The sequence below is a fragment of the Gordonia rhizosphera NBRC 16068 genome (genome assembly GCF_000298195.1).
In the GTDB taxonomy this organism is placed as follows: Bacteria; Actinomycetota; Actinomycetes; order Mycobacteriales; family Mycobacteriaceae; genus Gordonia; species Gordonia rhizosphera.
On the sequence record NZ_BAHC01000160.1, the window covers coordinates 1 to 19329 of the forward strand.

Annotated in this window: 11 protein-coding genes; 5 read left to right on the forward strand and 6 right to left on the reverse strand. The window is 67.0% G+C overall.

Going from position 1 to position 19329, the window contains the following annotated elements; all coding sequences use genetic code 11:
• Positions 1 to 48: 48 nt before the first annotated feature.
• Positions 49 to 8673: a non-ribosomal peptide synthetase gene (locus GORHZ_RS19900; RefSeq protein ID WP_157205281.1), complete on the reverse strand. Its 8625-nt coding sequence runs from the start codon at positions 8671 to 8673 to the stop codon at positions 49 to 51.
• Positions 8674 to 8852: 179 nt separating this feature from the next.
• Between GORHZ_RS19900 and GORHZ_RS19905 the strand changes: the two genes are divergently transcribed.
• Positions 8853 to 9788: a methionyl-tRNA formyltransferase gene (locus tag GORHZ_RS19905; protein ID WP_006336146.1), complete on the forward strand. Its 936-nt coding sequence runs from the start codon at positions 8853 to 8855 to the stop codon at positions 9786 to 9788.
• On the opposite strand, the gene thiD is transcribed toward GORHZ_RS19905, so the two are convergent.
• Both thiD and thiC read right to left on the reverse strand, forming a co-directional pair.
• Positions 9776 to 10597 carry a bifunctional hydroxymethylpyrimidine kinase/phosphomethylpyrimidine kinase gene (gene thiD, locus GORHZ_RS19910; protein WP_051999004.1) on the reverse strand — a complete coding sequence of 274 codons (822 nt, stop codon included), beginning with the start codon at positions 10595 to 10597 and terminating at the stop codon, positions 9776 to 9778. The two genes, GORHZ_RS19905 and thiD, sit on opposite strands and share 13 nt — an antisense overlap.
• A gap of 53 nt (positions 10598 to 10650) precedes the next feature.
• The gene (gene thiC / locus GORHZ_RS19915; protein ID WP_006336148.1) at positions 10651 to 12303 is read right to left on the reverse strand and encodes a phosphomethylpyrimidine synthase ThiC; all 1653 of its coding nucleotides are present in this window, start codon (positions 12301 to 12303) and stop codon (positions 10651 to 10653) included.
• Between the two features lie 301 nt (positions 12304 to 12604).
• Between thiC and GORHZ_RS19920 the strand changes: the two genes are divergently transcribed.
• Both GORHZ_RS19920 and GORHZ_RS19925 read left to right on the forward strand, forming a co-directional pair.
• A complete protein-coding gene (locus GORHZ_RS19920) occupies positions 12605 to 12955 on the forward strand; it encodes a GNAT family N-acetyltransferase (protein ID WP_006336149.1) in 351 nt (116 codons plus the stop codon).
• A gap of 70 nt (positions 12956 to 13025) precedes the next feature.
• Complete coding sequence (locus GORHZ_RS19925) at positions 13026 to 13808, forward strand: siderophore-interacting protein (protein WP_006336150.1); 783 nt, start codon at positions 13026 to 13028, stop codon at positions 13806 to 13808.
• A 12-nt stretch (positions 13809 to 13820) separates the two neighbouring features.
• On the opposite strand, the gene eutC is transcribed toward GORHZ_RS19925, so the two are convergent.
• The 3 genes from eutC to eat are packed head-to-tail and all read right to left on the reverse strand — an operon-like array spanning position 13821 to position 17400.
• Complete coding sequence (eutC, locus tag GORHZ_RS19930) at positions 13821 to 14579, reverse strand: ethanolamine ammonia-lyase subunit EutC (protein WP_006336151.1); 759 nt, start codon at positions 14577 to 14579, stop codon at positions 13821 to 13823.
• Positions 14576 to 15979, reverse strand: a complete 1404-nt coding sequence (locus tag GORHZ_RS19935) for an ethanolamine ammonia-lyase subunit EutB (protein ID WP_006336152.1) — start codon at positions 15977 to 15979, stop codon at positions 14576 to 14578. The genes eutC and GORHZ_RS19935 overlap by 4 nt, the downstream gene beginning before the upstream one ends.
• Positions 15976 to 17400, reverse strand: coding sequence for an ethanolamine permease (gene eat, locus GORHZ_RS19940; RefSeq protein WP_006336153.1), 1425 nt, complete (start codon positions 17398 to 17400; stop codon positions 15976 to 15978). Before eat ends, GORHZ_RS19935 begins: the two co-directional genes overlap by 4 nt.
• A 215-nt stretch (positions 17401 to 17615) precedes the next feature.
• On the opposite strand from eat, the gene GORHZ_RS19945 reads away from it, so the two are divergent.
• Both GORHZ_RS19945 and GORHZ_RS19950 read left to right on the forward strand, forming a co-directional pair.
• Positions 17616 to 19085 carry an APC family permease gene (locus GORHZ_RS19945; protein ID WP_006336154.1) on the forward strand — a complete coding sequence of 490 codons (1470 nt, stop codon included), beginning with the start codon at positions 17616 to 17618 and terminating at the stop codon, positions 19083 to 19085.
• Between the two features lie 4 nt (positions 19086 to 19089).
• A partial coding sequence (locus GORHZ_RS19950; RefSeq protein ID WP_006336159.1) for a helix-turn-helix domain-containing protein occupies positions 19090 to 19329 on the forward strand: 240 nt, incomplete at its 3' end.

Genomic DNA, 19329 nt, shown 5'->3' on the forward strand with positions numbered 1-19329 from the left:
CGGGGGTTCGCGGGCCGCGTTGGCGATTTCCCAGGTCGCGGGTGTCCATCAGCGCTCCACTTCGTCGACCGCGTCGGAATGTCGGTCGGCCCGATCGGATCGGCGAAGGTGGTCGTCGATCTGCGGTCCGATCACACTCAACGCCTCGAATGAGCAGAGTTGCCAGTGCGAGGCGTACGTGTAGCTGTCCTCGATGGTGCCTTGGACGTAGGGGACCCAGCTGTTGTGAACCGACCGCGGTGTGGTGCCGTCAGGGTCGGCCGTCACCAGGAAGACGTCGCCGGCAACCGTCGGCGGACGATGGGCACGCAACAGTGCGGTGGTGTGGGTGGCGCCCTCGAGCAACCGTCCGACGACCCCGTCGTCGAGGCCGGGGGGAGCATCCTCGATGTGGGCCAAGAGTGAGGCCACCGAAGACTCGGACACCGGCGTGTCGTCGGACTGGGCGAGTCCGGCGAGCAGCTGGTCGTCCAGCCCCAGCGCACTGATCAGATCACGCATCCGCAGCGTCTCGTCCAGTACTGGCAGCACGCCCGGATCGGGCGTGCTGTCCAGCAGCGTCAAGGATGCGACGTGCTCACCCGCAGTCTGCAATTGCGCGGCCATCGACTGGGCGATCACCCCACCAAGTGACCAGCCGAGCAGGTGATAGGGACCCGGTCCCACGACCCGACGGATCTCGTCGAGATAGAACGCGGCGAGCGAGTCGATGGAATCGATCGGCGCGATGGACCTGTCGTCGGTGATGCCGGGAACTTGCACACCGTAGATCGACCGATCATGAACATATCGGGTCAGACCGCCGTAACCCCAGGCCAGGCCGATAGCCGGATGGATACAGAGAAGTGGTGTGCCACTGGTAGTTTCGCGTATTGGGAGGATGACGTCGAATGCTTCCAGGTCGGCGGACCGAGTCGGCTCGTCGAGAAGTCGGGCCAGAGCTCGAGGTGTAGGGTTCTCAAGCAGTGCCGCGATTGGCAGTGCCACGCCGGTGCGCTCACGCAGGCGCGCCACCATGGCGAATGCCGACAGGGACGAGCCGCCCATGAGGAAGAAGTCCTCATCCACTCCAACCCGGTCGCAGGACAGTTCCTCGGCGAATGCCGCGGCGACAAGATGTTCGGATTCGGTGGTCGGCGCGGCATACGGCCGTCCGGAACTCCACTGGGGCGCCGGCAGTGCGGCCTCGTCGACCTTGCCCGACGGGGATGCCGGGATTGCGTCGATGATCATGACTTCTGTCGGAACCTGATGCGCCGCGAGGAATTCAGCGGCAAATGCCCGGATCTGTCGCGGGTCGGGTCGGGAGCCGTCAGCAACCACGACATACGAGACGAGGGCGGTGTCACCGGCCGGTGTGCTTCGGCCGACAGTGATGGCGTGGCGCACCTGCGGGTGCCTGTTGAGCGTGTGATCGATCTCGCCGAGTTCGATCCGGTGCCCTCGGACCTTGACCTGTCGATCGTTGCGACCGATGTACACGAGACTGTCGTCATCACCCCAGGCGACCAGATCACCGGTGCGGTAGATGCGTTCACCCGGTGCGCCGTACGGGTGGGCGACGAACCGCGCAGCGGTGAGCCCTGGGCGTCGGTGGTATCCGCGCGCCAGGCAGGGGCCGGCAATGTAGAGCTCGCCCACCACGCCGACCGGCACCGGCCGGAGCGCCGCGTCGAGCACCATCAGCTCGAAACCGGAGAGGGGTTTGCCGATACCGACCCGGGCTCCGGCACGGAGAACCGCCGCCGTCGCGATGACGGTGGTCTCGGTGGGGCCGTAGCCGTTGAGCATCGTGCAGTCAGCCGACCATTGCGACACAAGATCGGGTCCGACCGCCTCGCCCCCGACCACGAGCGTCCGCAGGTCGCCGAACTTTCCGGGATCGAGGGTGGCGAGCACGGTGGGCGTGACGAGGACACTGGTGACATGGTGCCGCGCAGCGAACTCCGGTAGGCGTGTCGGGCCGTCGTCGGGTGAGCTGATGACGAGTGTGGCCGCGGCGGAGAGGGCGGCGGCCTGTTCGAGAAAAGCCATGTCGAAGCTCGGCGAGGCGGCGTGCAGGAACCGGGAATCGGCGGTCACGCGGAAGGTCCGGTGAAGATCCGCGACCATGTTGGCCAAGCCCCGATGGGGCACTACCACCCCTTTGGGACGCCCGGTGGAGCCGGATGTGTAGATCATGTAGGCGGGGTGGGCAATGTCGACGGACTCTCCCCGCCACGCGACTGCCGAGGAACGGTCAGCAGGTGCCTCGCCGTCCCCGATCTGCAGGTCCTCGAGCAATATCCAGTGCACCGAGTCCGGCAATGACGCGCGATGTGCGCGGTCGGTGACGCCCAGGGCAACACCGGAATCGGCGAGCATGTAATCGACGCGGTCAGCGGGGTAACGCGGATCGATGGGGAGGAAGGCCGCGCCCGTCTTCGCCACCGCCCACACCGCCAGGACCGAATCGGCCGACCGCGGCAAGGCGATCGCGACGAACTGCTCCGGGGCTGCGCCGGCGGACATCAGCGCGGCCGCCAGCCCTGCGGACCGAGTGTCGGCCTCACGGTAGGTGAGCGTCACGCGGTCGTCGATCAGTGCCGTCCGGTCGGGCGCGGATTCGACTGCAGCCCGGATGATCTGGGCCAGGGACCGTTCCGGCTGGGCGGCCGGACCGCGGGCAGGTACCACGTGTCGGCGCTCATGGTCGAGGAGAATGGGGAGTTCCTTGACTGGCAGCAGCGGGTCCGCCGCGACCGCGCGGAGCATCTGATCGAAACGTGCGGCAATCGCGGTGGCGGTGTCCTCCGGGATCGCATCGAGACGGTGGGTGAACGTGATCCGCGGGCACGGATGCAGTGTGACCGTGAGGGTGAGGGGGTAATGCGTGCGCTCGTCGGTGACGATGTCCACGATGCGGACGCCGTCGACCGGATCGGCGGCGCTGATCGTCGCCGCGTCGATCGGATAGGACTCGAAGACGGCGAGCGTGTCGAATCGCGTGCCGTCCCCGGCGGCATGCTGAATGTCGGTGAGGCCGATGTGTTGATGCTCGAGCAGCCTGGTCTGATCGTCCTGGAGTCGTTGCCAGATATCGACGATCCGGTCTCCGGGCATCGAACGGATACGCACCGGGACCGTATTGATGAACAGACCGACGATGTCGGCGACGTCGTCCAGTTCGGCGGGGCGACCGTTGACTGTGGCGCCGAAGGTGACGTCCGAGGTGCGGTTCGCGCCTTGCGACTCGGTCAGGCGGGACAGTAGGAGTCCCCACAACGACTGGATCACCGTGTTGGCGGTGATTCCGGACTCGTTGGCGTGTTGCGTGATCGATCGCCAGGTGGCGGAGTCGATATCGAGGGTGATGTGACCCGATTTGACCGTGGAGGGAACCTCGAGATGATCGCCGGCGATGTAGGTCGGTGCATCGCTGTCCGCGAATGCATCACGCCATGCCGCCGCTGCCGCGGCAGTGTCCTGGCGTTTGAGCCATTCCAGGAACGCACGGTAGGACGGGGCGGGCGGCAGCAGCGCCGGCGCAGCGGGTCCTGCGGCATAGCAGGTCAACAGGTCCCGCAGGAGCAACGGCATCGACCAGCCGTCCACCACGATGTGGTGGACCGTGACGACCAGGTCGAACCGGTCCGATTCCCGACGCACGAGGGCGAACCGGATCAGCGGCGGGTGGTCGAGCGGGAACGGTCGGGACAGCTCGCCCGAACGGAAACGGGCGCACGCGGCGTCGGTGTCGTCGGTGACGGTGGTCAGGTCCACGAACTGCCAGTCCGGCCTGGCGTCGCGGCAGATCACCGCGATGAGTTCACCTCGTCCTGATGGGACGAAGGCCGACCGCAGCGCAGGATGTCGCCCCACGACCGTCTCCGCGGCCTGGTGGAGGCGATCGAAATCGACACGACCCTCGAGGACCACAGTGGCTTGTGAGACGTAGACGTCATGGCGGCCGGTTGCTGTTCCAGACCCTGCGGCCAACGCCGCGTGGTATGCGAAACCGCGTTGCAGGGGAGATGTCGGCCAGACATCGGTCATCGCGGGGAAGCGGAGCGCGAGACGGTCGAGATCGGTCTGCTCGACGCGCGCCGCACGCACGTCCGACGGTGTCCAGCCGTGAGCACCTGCCGCCACCGCATCGACAAGTGTTGCCAACGCCACTCGCCAGCGATCAACGATCGACGATGTGGTCGCGGCATCGATGAGCCGCACAACGTGATCCACCGTCACGTGCAGCGTCATCCCGGTGGTCTTCGAGTCGATGACGATGGCGTTGACGTCGAACGGCACCGCGGCCGGCATGTCGTCATCTGGTCTCGCTGTTAGCGACCCGACGATATCGGTTGGCACCCAACCGACCTCGGCAACCCCTCGGGGAAGCATCGAGGTCGAGACACGGCCGAGGTAGTTGATGGCGACGACCGGATGGACCGCCGGAATGTCGACCACACGGGACAAATGGCTCGCGATGCCGAATCCGGCTCCGCGGGAAGGAATCCCGCGGATCGCCTCCTTGACACACTTGACGGCTGCGACCGTACGGTCTGCGGACGTGGTCGACACATCGGCGAGGTCGACGCGGACCGGGTAAGCAGTGGTGAACCATCCGATGGTGCGCGAGAGGTCAGCGCCCTCGACGAGGTCCTCTTCGCGGCCATGTCCCTCGAGTTGCGCCACGACCATGCCGTCGTGCGACAAGCCTGACTCGATCAATGCCAACGACAAGGTCGCCAGCAGGATCTCCTCGGCGGTTGCTCGCAGTGCGGTGGGCACTGTGTCGATCACCGCTCGGGTGAGATCAGCGTCCAGATCGACGGTGAGGCGCTCGACCGTGGCTGCGCTGTCACGGTCGGGGTCCGGGCACAGATCTGCATCGCCCGGGATGGCTTCCAGATGGGTTGTCCAGTAGTCGCGTTCGTCGGCGGCGATCTGATCGGCCTGCTCCACCAGGGCGTGGGCCCAGCGTCGCAGCGAAGTCCCCGTGGGCGGCAGGGCGGGTGGACGACCCGCGGCGACCGCCGTCCACGCCGCCATGAGGTCAGGGACGAGGACGCGCCACGAGACACCATCGATCACAAGGTGGTGGATTGCGACGATGAGCAGGTCTCGTTCGCTGTCGCGGCGCAGCCACACGAAACGTGCCATCACACCCGATCGCGGATCGAGCAGGCCGAGTGCGGTGTCGAGTGCCTGCTCCGCGACGTCACGGAGATCATCCGCGTCGGAGACATCAACCGAGGTCAGCAGATCGGCCGTCGAGTGTGGCGGCGTGGCCGACACCCGCAGACCCGGACCCATCCCCGGTTCCGCCACGAGTCGGGCCCGCAGCGCATCATGATGGGCCACAACGGCGTCCAGTGTCGCCACGATGCCGTCGTGTCCGATTCCCTCGGGGAGCTCGAGAACGAGGTGCTGGGAATAGCGGTTGAATCCGCCCGACCGCCCGGTCAGCCAACGCATGATCGGTGTCAGAGGGAGGAATCCTTCTCCGCCGCCAGGCAATTCGTCGAGACGTGATCGATTGTCATCGGTAGTGGCGACCGCGGCGACACCGGCGACGGTTTTGCGTTCGAACACATCCCTCGGCGAGAAGTGCAGTCCGGCGGCGCGTGCGCTCGAGACGAGGGTCAATGCCGCGATGCTGTCTCCGCCCAGGACGAAGAAGGAGTCGTCGGCGCCGACCCGATCACGGCCGAGTACCTCGGCATACGCGGCTGCCAGCCGCCGTTCTTTGTCGTCGGATGGTGCTCGGTAGGGAGTGTCGGCGGCGAAATCCGGCTGTGGGAGCCGCTTGTGGTCGAGTTTGCCGTTGGCAGTGCGGGGGAGTTCCTCGAGGATCACGTAGGCGGCGGGGAGCATTCCCGCCGGGAGTCGGGATTCGCAATGCCGGCGGATCACACCGACATCCGGATTCGGGACGTCGGACACAACATAGGCCACGAGACGTGCTCCGAGCGTGGTGTCGCGCACCGCCACCACGCTCTGTGCAACGCTGGGTGCCTGCGCGACGGCGGATTCGATCTCGCCGAGTTCGACCCGGCGCCCGCGGATCTTCACCTGGTTGTCGTCACGGCCATGGTAGCGGAGTTCGGGGATCGGGCCGTCGTCGGAGCCGGTTGTCCAGCTGACGATATCGCCGGTTCGGTACATCCGGGCCCCGGCGCTCCATGGATGCGCGACGAAGCGCGACGCGGTGAGCGCGGAGCGCGCGTGATATCCCCGGGCCAGACCCGGCCCGGAGACATACAATGCGCCCTTCACGCCCGGCGGGACGGGTCGTAGGTCGGAATCGAGGACCAGTAGTTCGAATCCGTGGACAGGACGGCCGATCGTGACCGGGCGGTCCGCGCGGAGTTCGGCGACCGTGGCGATGTCGGTGGCTTCGCTCGGACCATACCCGTTGAGCATCAGTCGATCCGGGGACCACCTGCGGACCAGATCGGCGGTCACGGCCTCGCCGCCGACACCCAGTACCTGCACGCCGTCCAGATCGGTGCGTCCGAGCGTGGCCAGCACCGTCGGTGTCAGCAATGCATGGGTGACGCCGGCGGCTCGGATCACGCCGGCGAGCTCGGACGGGGACAGCCCCGGAGCGCTGACGACGAGCCCGGCGGCGGCGGACAGTGCGGACACCTGCTCACCGATCGCCATGTCGAAGCTCGGCGAGGTGTTGTGCAGGAACCTCGAGCCGGTGTCGATGCGGTAGGTGATTCTCCGTTCGGCCGCCAGGTTGGCCAATCCACGATGGGTGACCACCACGCCCTTGGGCTGACCGGTCGATCCGGACGTGTAGATCACGTAAGCCGGGCTGTCGAGATGGATCGGTGCAGCGAGGGGTGCGGGTGATGTGACCGGATCCGCCTGCGAACCGATGTCATTGAGGACTATCCACCGGATGTCGTCGGGGAGTCCCGGTCGTAGGGCGGCGGTGGTCACGCCGAGCGTCGTGCCGCTGTCGCTCAGCATGTAGGAGATGCGGTCGGCGGGATAGTCGGGATCGATCGGCAGGACTGCCGCGCCCGTCGCGACGATCGCCCACAGCGTCCGGACCGAATCGGCGGAGCGCGGCAGCGCCAAGGCGACGAATTTCTCGGGGGCGGCCCCTGCCTCGACCAGGCGATGTGCGAGGGCCTGTGCCCAGCGATACGCCTCGCGGTACGTGAACCGTGCGACTTCCCCCGCACCGTCGTGGTGCGAAATCGCCATCGCATCGGGGGCCCGGTCCACCGCATCGGCGATCAGCGCGGCGAGCGTCGTCGGGGCCGCGTCGGGCCGACCGATGGCAGGCACGAGCGACTGCCGCTCGGTGTCGGTGAGGATGTCGATGTCGAGCGGTCGATCGTCGGGCGCCGCGTCCACCAGTGCGCTGAGCACGGTGACCAGGCGCTGATAGTGTTTGTCGAGTGAATCTTGTTCGTACAGATGGTGATTGGCGTGGATGTCAATCCGCATCGCGCCGCCCGAACCTGGGTAGAGATTCACTGCGATGTCGTTGATCGGCCCCGTCGACAACACCGTGAAATGTCCGTCAACGGGTCCGAGACGGATATCGGTGGGGAAGTTCATCACGTTGATGGTGGGGCCGTAGATGCCACCGAGTTCCAGGCCATCCGACCCGAGACCGAGATCTCGGTGCAAGTCCTCGCTGCGGTATCGCTGATGGCGCAGTGCGCCGGTGAGTTCGAGTCCGACCATCCGGATGAGCTCGGCGACGGTGGTCTCGCGGTCGAACCGCATCCGGATCGGCACGACGTTGGAGACCATGCCCGCGGAACGTCGGAGCACTGCGTTGGTCCGCGCAGAAACCGGCAGACTCATCACGACGTCGTCGGTGTCGGCGACGAGGGCGAAATACGTCGCCAGAGCGGCGATGATGAACGCGGTGTCGATGCTGCCGTGACGTTTGGCGGCCTTCGACAGGCGATCGGACAGGTCTGCGTCGATCTGACCGCCCGCATGAATCGGAACCAGATCGGCAGGCGCGGCTCCCTCGGCCAGTGAGATCGGTTCCGGTAGGCCTCGCGCCTTCTCCGCCCAGTAGGCGCGATCGGTTTCGAACCGCTTGGAGCCGACGTATTCCTGCTCTGTCGTGACCAGTTCGGTCAGCGCGGGCACCGAGTAGGAGTCGGCCGCATCATCGTCGCCGGCCAGCAGGGTCGAATACAGTCCGGCTGCGCGATTCATGAAGCGGATCGCGCCGTAGCCGTCGATGGCGATGTGGTGGATACATGAGTACCAGTAGTAGTGCTCGTTGCCGAGGCGCAGGATCGCTCCGCGGATGAGGCGGTCGGCCAGCAGGTCGAAGGGGAGGGTGTAGTCGGCGACCATCCACTCCCAGGCGGCGGTGACCGGATCGTCCGCATCGCGGAGGTCGATCCGGGTGATCGTGTCGGTTTGGGCATGATCGACGACCTGGTGGGGTTTGCCGTCCACTTCGACGAGCCGGAGCATGCCGCTACCGACTTCGTGGAGCCCTCGCCGACACACTTCGTCGAGTAGATCGACATCCACTTCGCCGGTGAACTCGATGAAATTCGCGATCACGATTGGCGTGTCTGTCAGCAACTGCTGAGCGAACCAGAGACCCTGTTGCGCGGACGTGAGTGGGAACGGCGCGAGATCGGTGGCCGATTCGAGTCCGTCTACGATCGGCCGATCGGTCGATCCAGATCTCATGGGGGAATCCTCGGTCGGGGTGGTCGGCGGCACTAGCGATCATGAAATAGGATGTTGCTCACAGTTGTCGAAAACAACAGAGTTGCATACCCCTGTTGGATGAGGCAAAGGGGGATTCACGTCCCGGCCACTCACTCCACACCGTGTGCTACGTGCTGACCTGAGCGAGGATTGAACGCATGCGCGTCGTGACATTCGGCTACCAGACCTGGGGTCACAAGACCCTGCAGGCGCTGATCGAGTCCAATCACGAAGTCGTGCTCACGGTGACACACCCACCGAGCGAGCACTCATACGAGACGATCTGGTCGGATTCGGTCGAGGAACTGGCGCACGCACACGGCATCCCCATCCACCTGGCACAACGTCCGGACGACGCCCTGATCGATCGGGTCAAGTTGGCCGAGCCGGATATCATCGTCGCCAACAATTGGCGGACGTGGCTACCGCGTGAACTCTACGACCTCCCCCCGCATGGCACCCTGAACCTGCACGATTCGCTCCTGCCCAAATTCACTGGGTTCTCACCGGTCATCTGGGCGCTCATCAGTGGCCAATCCGAGGTCGGGCTGACCGCCCACCGGATGGATGACGGCCTCGACACCGGCGACATCGTCGTACAGAAGGCGATCCCGATCGCGCCGACGTCCACGGCGACCGAACTGGTGCGCGCCACCATCGACATCATTCCTGAAGTGCTCACCGAAGCACTGGCCGCGATCGAATCGGGCACGGCCGTATGGACGCCGCAGAACCTGGCCGACCGGACCTTCTTTCACAAGCGTTCCGAGATCGACTCCCGGATCGACTGGAACTGGCCAGCCGAACAGATCGAGCGGCTGGTGCGTGCACAGTCCGACCCGTATCCCAACGCATACACGCATTTCCGTGGGCAGCGTCTGCGTATCACCAAGGCGTCGGTGTCGGAGTGCGTCTACGGCGGCACCCCTGGACGTGTGTTTATTCACGAGGGCGACGGTATGGTCATCGTCGCCGGCGCTGACGCACATCTCGGGCGCAACCGGGGCCTTGTGATCGAGCGCCTCCGTACCGACGACGAGGTCGAACATGCCGGTACCGCGTTCTTCCCCCATGGCGGTGGCTACCTGGAGTGAGGGGACTGTCCTCCATTCGACGCCACCCGCCAGAGCGGATTGACCGGGCCGTGGCCGGCGCCGAGCGGATAGGCCGCCTGCAGGCCGCGGGTCACCCAGCGTTTCGCGAAGGCCACGGCGTCGGGTACCGAATAGCCGTGGGCCAGCGCGCAAGCGGTGGCGGCGGCGAGGGTGTCCCCGGCGCCGTGATCGTGCGGGGTGTCGATCCGCGCCTGATCGAACTCGTGGAAGTCGGCGCCGTCGAACAGCAGGTCCGGACTGTGGTCGCTGGTCCGGAGATGTCCGCCCTTCACCAGTGCCCACCGCGCTCCGAGGTCGTGCAGGGCGCGCGCGGCCGCCCGTTGCGAATCCGCGTCGACGACGTCGATCCCGGTGATCAACCGCACCTCGTCGAGATTCGGGGTGACCAGCGTGGCAAGAGGAATCAGCGTGCTGCGCAACGTGTCCAGGGCGTCGACCGCGAGTAGGGCATCGCCGTGCATCGATGCGCACACGGGGTCGACGACGAGGGGGGTGCCGCCGTTGCGGCCGATCCCCAACTCGACACACGTCTCGGCGACGGATTCGATGATCGGCGCCGAGGCGAGCATGCCCGTCTTGGCGGCACCGATGCCGATGTCGGAGACCACGCTGCGGATCTGCGCGGCCACGGTGTCCGGCGGGATCTCCGCAAACCCCTGTACGCCCAACGAATTCTGGACGGTCACCGCGGTCACGGCGACACACCCGTGCACGCCGAGCAGCGCGAAGGTGCGCAGGTCGGCCTGGATGCCCGCACCGCCGCCCGAGTCCGACCCGGCGATCGTCATCACCCGAACCGGGGTCACGCCCGGTGCGGCGGTGGGTAATCCGAGCTCTGTGCTCACCTATGAGCTTCCAATGGCAGATAGACCCGGCCACCAGCCTCGACGAATTCCGCCGACTTCGCGGCCATCTCCTCGGCGATCTTGCGGTCGATGTCCTCAGTGGTCACCAGGTTGTTCTCCTCGGCGTAGGCGCGCACATCCGCGGAGATCCGCATCGAGCAGAACTTCGGCCCGCACATCGAGCAGAAATGCGCGGTCTTGGCCGGCTCGGCGGGCATCGTCTCGTCGTGATACTCGCGGGCGGTATCCGGATCGAGTGAGAGATTGAACTGGTCGGTCCAGCGGAACTCGAAGCGCGCCTTCGACAATGCATCATCACGCTCCTGCGCGCGCGGGTGGGCCTTGGCCAGATCGGCGGCATGCGCGGCGATCTTGTAGGTGATCACCCCGACCTTCACATCGTCACGGTTGGGCAGTCCGAGGTGCTCCTTGGGCGTCACGTAACACAGCATCGCGGTCCCGGCCGCCGCGATCATCGCCGCACCGATGGCCGAGGTGATGTGGTCGTAGGCCGGCGCGATGTCGGTGGCCAGCGGGCCCAGCGTGTAGAAGGGCGCCTCCTCGCAGAGCTCCTCCTCGAGCCGCACGTTCTCCGCGATCTTGTGCATTGGCACGTGGCCCGGACCCTCGATCATCACCTGCACCCCATGGGATTTGGCGATCTTGGTCAGTTCGCCGAGGGTGCGCAGTTCGGCGAACTGCGCCTCGTCGTTGGCGTCGGCGATCGACCCGGGACGCAGGCCGTCGCCCAGCGAGAAGGTGATGTCGTAGCGACGGAAGATCTCACACAGTTCGTCGAAGTGGGTGTAGAGGAACGATTCCTCGTGATGGGCCAGACACCAGGCGGCCATGATGGAGCCGCCGCGCGACACGATGCCGGTGACGCGGCGTGCGGTCAGCGGGACATACCGCAGCAGCACTCCCGCGTGCACCGTCATGTAGTCGACACCCTGCTCGGCCTGCTCGATCACGGTGTCGCGGTAGATCTCCCACGTCAGCGCGGTCGGGTCGCCCTTCACCTTCTCCAGCGCCTGATAGATCGGCACCGTCCCGACCGGGACTGGGGAGTTGCGCAGGATCCACTCCCGGGTCATGTGGATGTCGCGGCCGGTGGACAGGTCCATGATGGTGTCCGCGCCCCACCGGGTGGCCCACACCATCTTCTCGACCTCCTCGGCAATCGAACTGGTCACCGCGGAATTGCCGATGTTGGCGTTCACCTTCACCGCGAAACGCTTGCCGATGATCATCGGCTCCGACTCCGGGTGACGGTGATTGGCCGGGATGACCGCACGACCCGCCGCGACCTCGTCGCGCACGAGTTCGACGTCGACACCCTCGCGAGCGGCGATGAAGCGCATCTCGTCGGTGATGATCCCGGCCCGCGCCCACGCCAGCTGTGTCGCGGCACCGTCGACCGGTTCCGGACGCTGCCACGAATCCCGCGTGGCCGACAGCCCGCGTTCGACATCGATCGTCGCGGTGGCGTCGGTGTAGGGGCCCGACGTGTCGTAGACGTCGAGATGCTCGCCGTTGGTGAGTTCGATACGCCGCTGCGGGACACGCAGATGATCGTGTTCGAGGTAGTGCTTGCGGCTGCCCTCGATCGGACCGGTGGTGACGGCAGATTCGGATACAGCTGTTCCCATGAGGGGCTCCCTTCGCCGGCATTACCCGGACAGGTTCAGGCGGTCGGCGACCGCCCGTCGCCATCTCAGCCCCCGGTGATCGTGGGAGCCCCCGCGTTGTTGAGTTGTTGCCGGAGACCGGCGCACACGAGCGTACGTGGGATCGGCCGCGTTATCCACAGGCGGGTGCCGGCGCGCAGCGACCTACGGCAACGTAAGGTACCTTGTGATCGGGATCACAACCGGTCCCCCGCCTGTCGCCCGGGAAGGGGAGTCTCGGCGACGGACGATCGTCACTGCCATCGTGAGGGGATCACGCACCATGCATCGCAAACACCGCCACCGGCCACCGCAGTCCGCCCAGGCCATCCTGCAACAGATCGCGGAGGTCGTCCACAACCCGGACCGGGATCGGTTCGAGCTCTGGGTGGCCGGCGAACTCGTCGGGGTCCTCGGATACAGCACCGAGACGACCGTCGACGGCGTCACGACCGTGACCATCCTGCACACGGTGCTCTACGACGAGTACACCGGCCACGGGCTCGGCACCCGCCTGGTGCAAGGCGCTCTCGACTATGTGCAGCAGCAGGGTGCGCGGTTGCGCCCGGTGTGCTCGTTCACCAGGAGCTACCTCGACTCCCATCCGGGAGTCGTGCCGCTCGTCCCCGCGTGACCCTCGGACAGACCGTTGATTTAGCGTAGGCTACCCTGACTCGCAGAGTCGATGAGGGGAAGGTGCGCGGATGGCGGATTTCGACAGGCTCGATCAAACGGGGCCGACGAAGGCCGCATCGCGCGGGTGGCAGGGCGCGATGCTCAAACTCTTCGGCGCCGACGACTACGAACTGACGGTCACGGGCTCCGAACGGGTCACCGACGAGTTTCTCCGGATCGGGTTCACCGGTGGAGGGCTGCTCACCGATCGTCCGCTGCACCCGACGATGTGGCTGCGACTGTGGTTCGAGAACAACCACGGCAAACTGCACCAGCGCGGCTACACGCTGGTCGATCCGGACACCGCGACCGATTCCTTCTCGATCGAGTTCGCGATGCACGACGGCGCGGCGACCCGGTGGGCCCGCGACGCCTGCCCGGGCGACACGATCGGGGCGTCCTTTCTCGGGTCCAGATTCGCGATTCCGGAGCCGGCGCCGTCGGGCTGGCTGATCGCCGGTGACACGGCATCCCTGCCGGCGATCAACTCGTTGCTCGACGAGATCTCGTCGGCCGGGCACGGCGCGCCGGCCACGATATGGCTCGAGTACACCCACGACTCCGACCGGTCGCTGCCGATCCGGCTACGCGACCACGACACCATCACCTGGGTCCGGCGCGAGCGTGACGGCGCGGCCCTCGTCGAGGCCGTGCGCGCGGCCGCGGTCGACGCCACCGGGCAGTTCGGGTGGGTCGCGCTCGACACCAAGTCCACGCGGGCCGTCGCCGCCTCGTTCCGCAACGACTACGGCCTCGGCAAGAAGTCGGTCAAATCCCAGGCGTACTGGGTGCCGAACGCGTCGCAATCCTGAGCTCGGACCTGCTCAGTCGGCGAGCTGAAGCGTGGGTGCGGAGGTGTCCTTCAGCGCCACACCCGAAGCGCCCAGCGCTCGTGCGCCGGCGCTGAGACCAGCGACGATCCGTGCCGCGTCGGCGTACCCGAGACCGTCGGGCGGATGGATGTTGGAGATGCAGTTGCGCTCGGAGTCCCGACGACCCGGCCGCGGCCGATAGGTGAGGTAGATGCCCAGACTGTCGGCCACCGACAGTCCCGGCCGCTCGCCGATGATGACCACCATCGTCTCGACCCCGAGCGCGTCGCCGATGTGATCACCGAGTGCAACCCGCGCATTCGTCGCGACGACCGGGGGCGCCACCGAGAACGTCGGTGCGAGAGCGTCGACGAGTGCGCGGACGAGATCGACCGCGTGGGCGTCGACGGCGGTCGCCGACAGGCCGTCGGCGATGACGATCCCGACGTCGGCGCCGGAGTGCCCCAGCGCCGACAGGTCGTCGGGCTCGCGACCGAGATCCGGTCGGCGGAGATACTCGGCCCGCGTCGACGCGCGGCTCGCCACCAGTGTGGGTGCGCCGAGACCAAGTCCGGTCAATCCCTCGACCAAAGAAACGACGGCCATCGGGGTGTGCACGGCGTCGCGGGCCGCGGCGTGTGCGGACTGGAATTCCAGCACCTCGCGCGTCGAGACCGCACTGCCGCTGCGCTGCAATCCGATCCGCGCCTGGGTGGAGCGCCGCAGCGTGTGCCAGGGGTCGTCGGCGATGGGGATGGGACGGTGATTCATGATGCGAGGCTCCGTAGGGGTGAGGACGTCGGATCCATGGGCAGGACGCGCCCGGCCGCGTCGGCCATGCCGACCCGCTGCATCCAGGACTCGAACTCCGGTGCGGCGCGCAGCCCGAGGACGTCACGCAGATAGAGGACGTCGTGAAAGGACAGGCTCTGGTAGCCGAGCATGATGTCGTCGGCGCCCGGGACGGTGATCACGAAGGCGACACCGGCCAGGCCCAGCAGGCTCAGCAAAGTGTCCATGTCGTTCTGGTCGGCTTCGGCGTGGTTGGTGTAGCAGACGTCGACACCCATCGGCAGCCCGAGGAGCTTGCCGCAGAAGTGATCCTCCAGTCCGGCGCGGATGATCTGCTTGCCGTCGTAGAGGTACTCGGGTCCGATGAATCCGACCACGGTGTTGACCAGGAGAGGGTCGAGGGCGCGGGCCAGGCCGTAAGCCCGCGTCTCCAGCGTCTGCTGATCGACCGGCCGACCGCCGGTGCCCAGGTGAGCGCCCGACGAGAGCGCCGACCCCTGGCCTGTCTCCAGGTACATGACGTTGTCGCCGACGGTGCCGCGCCGCAACGAGCGGCCCGCCTCGTTGGCCTCGGTCAGCATCGCCACGTCGACCCCGAACCCGCGGTTGGCGCCCTCGGTGCCGGCGATCGACTGGAACACCAGGTCCACCGGCACATCCCGCTCGATGAGGTCCATGGTCGTGGTCACATGCGAGAGCACGCACGACTGCATCGGTATGTCGAACCGCACGCGCACCTCGTCGAGCAACTCGAGCAGGGTGGCGGTGGCCTGCGGGGAGTCGGTGGCCGGGTTGATCCCCACCACCGCATCCCCGGAGCCGAGCAGCAACCCGTCGAGCAGCCCGGCCGCGATCCCGCGCGGATCGTCGGTGGGATGATTGGGCTGCAGGCGGGTGGCCAGTCGGCCGGGCAGGCCGATGGTGGTGCGGAACCCGGCGGTCACCTCGATCTTCTTGGCGACCGCGATCAGGTCCTGGTTGCGCATCAGCTTGCTGACCGCCGCCACCATCTCCGGGGTGAGGCCAGGAGAGATCGACCGGATGTGCTCTCCGCCCAGCGGTTCGACGGCCCGTTCGAGCAGCCAGTCGCGCAGCCCGCCGACGGTCAGATGCGAGATCGCGGCGAACGCCTGCCGGTCGTGGGTGTCGATGATCAGGCGGGTGATCTCGTCGGTCTCGTAGGGGACGACCATCTCCTCGAGGAATCGGGTCAGCGGGAGATCGGCGAGCACCCAGGCGGCGGCGGCGCGTTCCGCATCGGATTGCGCTGCGCACCCGGCCAACTGGTCACCGGACCGGGCCGGCGTGGCCTTGGCCATCAGGTCGACCAGATTGGCGAACTCGTAGGTGTGGCCGCGCACGGATTGGGTGAAGCTCACGACAACGTCTCCTCGGCGTCGGCGATGGCGGCGAACTCCTCGTCGGCGCTGGCGAAGACCAGCCGCTTGCGGCTGTAGAAGCCGAAGTATGCCATGAAACCTGCGAAGACGATGACGCAGCCGACGGCGGCCTTGATGTCCACCAGGAAGGTGGCGATCACCGCGAGCACGGCGATGACCAGCGCGAAACCGGTGGTGACGATCCCGCCGGGGGTGCGGTACGGGCGTGCCATTTCGGGCTCACGGACCCGCAGCACGATGTGGCTCACCATCATCAGCACGTACGACAGCGCCGCACCGAACACGGCCATGTTCAGCAGCATCGCACCCTGCCCGGTCAGCGACAGGACGAAGCCGACGATCCCGGGGACGATCAGCGCCATGGTGGGAGACTTGCGGGAGTTGGTGACCGAGAGCGACTTCGGCAGGTAGCCGGCGCGGGAGAGCGCGAAGAGCTGCCGCGAGTAGGCGTAGATGATGGAGAAGAAACTGGCGATCAGACCGGCCAGGCCGATGTAGTTGACGACGGTCGAGGCCAGGCCGTTACCCAACGCCTCCACGAGCGGGTTGCCGGACTCCTGCATCGCCGCGGCCCCACCGGTTCCGGTGACCAGGAACAGCACCAGCGCACAGGTCATCACGAGGACCGAGATCGCGGCGATGATGCCACGGGGGACGTTGCGAGCCGGGTCCTTGGCCTCCTCGGCGGCCAGCGGCACACCTTCAACGGCGAGGAAGAACCAGATCGCGAACGGGATGGCGGCCCAGATGCCGAGGTAGCCGTGCGGCAGGAAGGCGCTTGCGCCGGCGGCGTCGGTCGGTGCGATGTTCGTCAGGTTCGCCCACGAGAAATCGCCGAGGGCCGCGAAGCCGAAGATGAGCAGTCCGACCAGCGCGATCGCGGTGATCACGAACATCACCCGCAGTGCTTCGCCGACCCCCGCGATGTGGATGCCGATGAAGATCGCGTAGACCGCGAGATAGACCATCCACCCGTCGGTGATGCCGAACAGGCCCAGCGATTCCACATACGAGCCGATGAAGGTCGCGATCGCGGCCGGCGCGATCGCGTACTCGATGAGGACCGCGGTGCCGGTGGCGAACCCTCCCCAGGGGCCCAGCGCCCGGCGGGCGAAGGTGTAGCCGCCGCCCGCGGCCGGCATCGACGACGATAGCTCGGCCATGCCCAGCACCATCGCGATGTACATCGCCGCGATGACGACGGCGGCGATCGCGAGGCCGCCGAAGCCGCCCTGGCCGAGGCCGAAGTTCCAGCCCGAATAGTCGCCGCTGATGACGTAGCTGATGCCGAGTCCGGCGAGCAGCAGCCAGCCGGCGGTGCCGGTCTTGAGTCGGCGTTTGTCCAGGTAGTCGGATGCGGGTGGGGCCGCCGAGGGGGCTGACGTAGGGGTGGATGTCATCGTGGCTCTCCTTGGGTTCGGTCGGTGCTGACGCGGCCGCCGTGGGCGCGACGAGTAGCTGACGAAGGAGAGACTAGGAATCGCAGATGACGCCGTGATCGCCGTCACGTATCACGGCCTGAGAACTTCCGCGGGCGGATTTATCACGCGGGTTAACACGGATGAAACACAATGAGGTGCCGTGGGCGGGAACCATCGGTCACGCTGAACAGGCTATGCCATCCCCCCGCCGATCATCGCAGCCGAAGCTCTACGTCGACGAATCCTCGGTCGACGGGCTCAACCGCCGACAGCTGCCGTTCATCCCGGTGTTCGCTCAGTCGGTCGCCGCGATCGCGCCCGCCGGCACCTCGGCGGTGACCCCGCTGTTCGTCATCGCGGCGCTCGGTGGCTTCGGCGGTCTGGTGGCCTTCGTCGTGGCGCTCGCGGTGGCCATGCTGGTCGCGGCCTGCATCCGACCGATGGCGCAACGGGTCGCGGTGGTCGGCGGTCTGTATTCGTATGTGGCCCAAGGACTGGGGGCTCGATTTGCGCTGCCGACCGCCTGGTCGGCGATCGTCGGATACGGCTCGGTGAGCATGGCGGGACTGTTGGCCGTCGGACTCTATCTCACCCACATCGCGGTCAGTGTCGGCGTGTCGGCGACCGTTCCGGTCGTGTCGATGTCCGTGATCGTCGCCCTGGCCGCGGTGATCACCTGTGTGCTGATGGTGCGCGGGATCAAGGTCTCCGCGACCGCGACCCTCGTCATCGAGGTGGTCTCGGTGGTGATCATGGTCGGGCTGATGGTCGCGGTGGCGATCGTGCACCGCGATGCACCGTGGTCGGAGGTGTTCGCGCCGCACGGCGAGGGGGCCTTGGGGATCGGCACCGTGGTCGCGGTGAGCGCCTTCGTCGGTTTCGAGAGCGCGACCACCCTGTCGTCGGAGGCGCAGAAACCGTTCCTGACCGTGCCGCGGACCCTGCGGTGGACGCCGGTCGCGGCCGGCGCGATCTATCTGTTGGCCGTGGTGTCACAGTCCGTCGCAATGTTCGGCGCACCGGATGACGTGCGGTCGAGCAGTACCCCGCTCGCGGCCCTGTTCCTGTCGGAGGGCTCCCGCGCCGCTTCGGTCGTCCTCGACGTCGGGATCGCGACCTCGTTCTTCGCCTGCACCCTCGCGTCGGTCAACGCCCTGGTGCGTGTCCTGTTCTGCCTCGCCCGCGAGCGGGTGGCACCGGGTCCGCTCGGACGCGCGCATCCGCGTTTCCGCACCCCCGCGGTGGCGATCGTGGCCGCGATGACGGTGGTCGCCGTGGTGCCGCTGGTGTTCCTCTGGTCGGGCGGCGACCCGGAGGCCGGCATCCGCGCCTTCCTCACCCTGAGCGCGCTCGGTTACATGGGCAGCTACCTCACCGCGAGCCTGGCGGCGCCGGTCTTCCTGCGCGACATCGGCGAACCCAGCCGCCGGATCGTTTGGCTCGGCGCGATCGCGGGGCTGGTCCTGGGCGGGTTGCTGATCGGTGCGGCGTTCGCCGACATCGGGCATTCCACCGTGCTGTTCGTCGTCTACATCGCGAGTATGGCCGTTGTCGTCGCGGCGGTCGTGGTGGTCGCGAGGGTCGCGCCGGACCGACTCCGCCGGGTCGGGGTGTTCGACGAGACGCGTCGCTCCGACGTGCTGACCCTGTCGACTCTGCGGTGACGCGATGGCCATAGGCAGGGGAGAGCGGCCGGACGCGGTGGCGCGGTCGCTGCAGATCATCGAGGTCGTCGCGGACATGGGTATCGGTACCACCGCCAAGGAGATCGCCGAACAACTCGGGGTGCCGCCGGCGACCACGTACCGGCTGCTGAACTCGCTCGTCGCCGAGGAGTACCTGGTGCGGACGGCGGATCTGCGCGGGTTCGCGCTCGGGGCGCGGCTGGCGGCGATGGTGGAGGCCGCC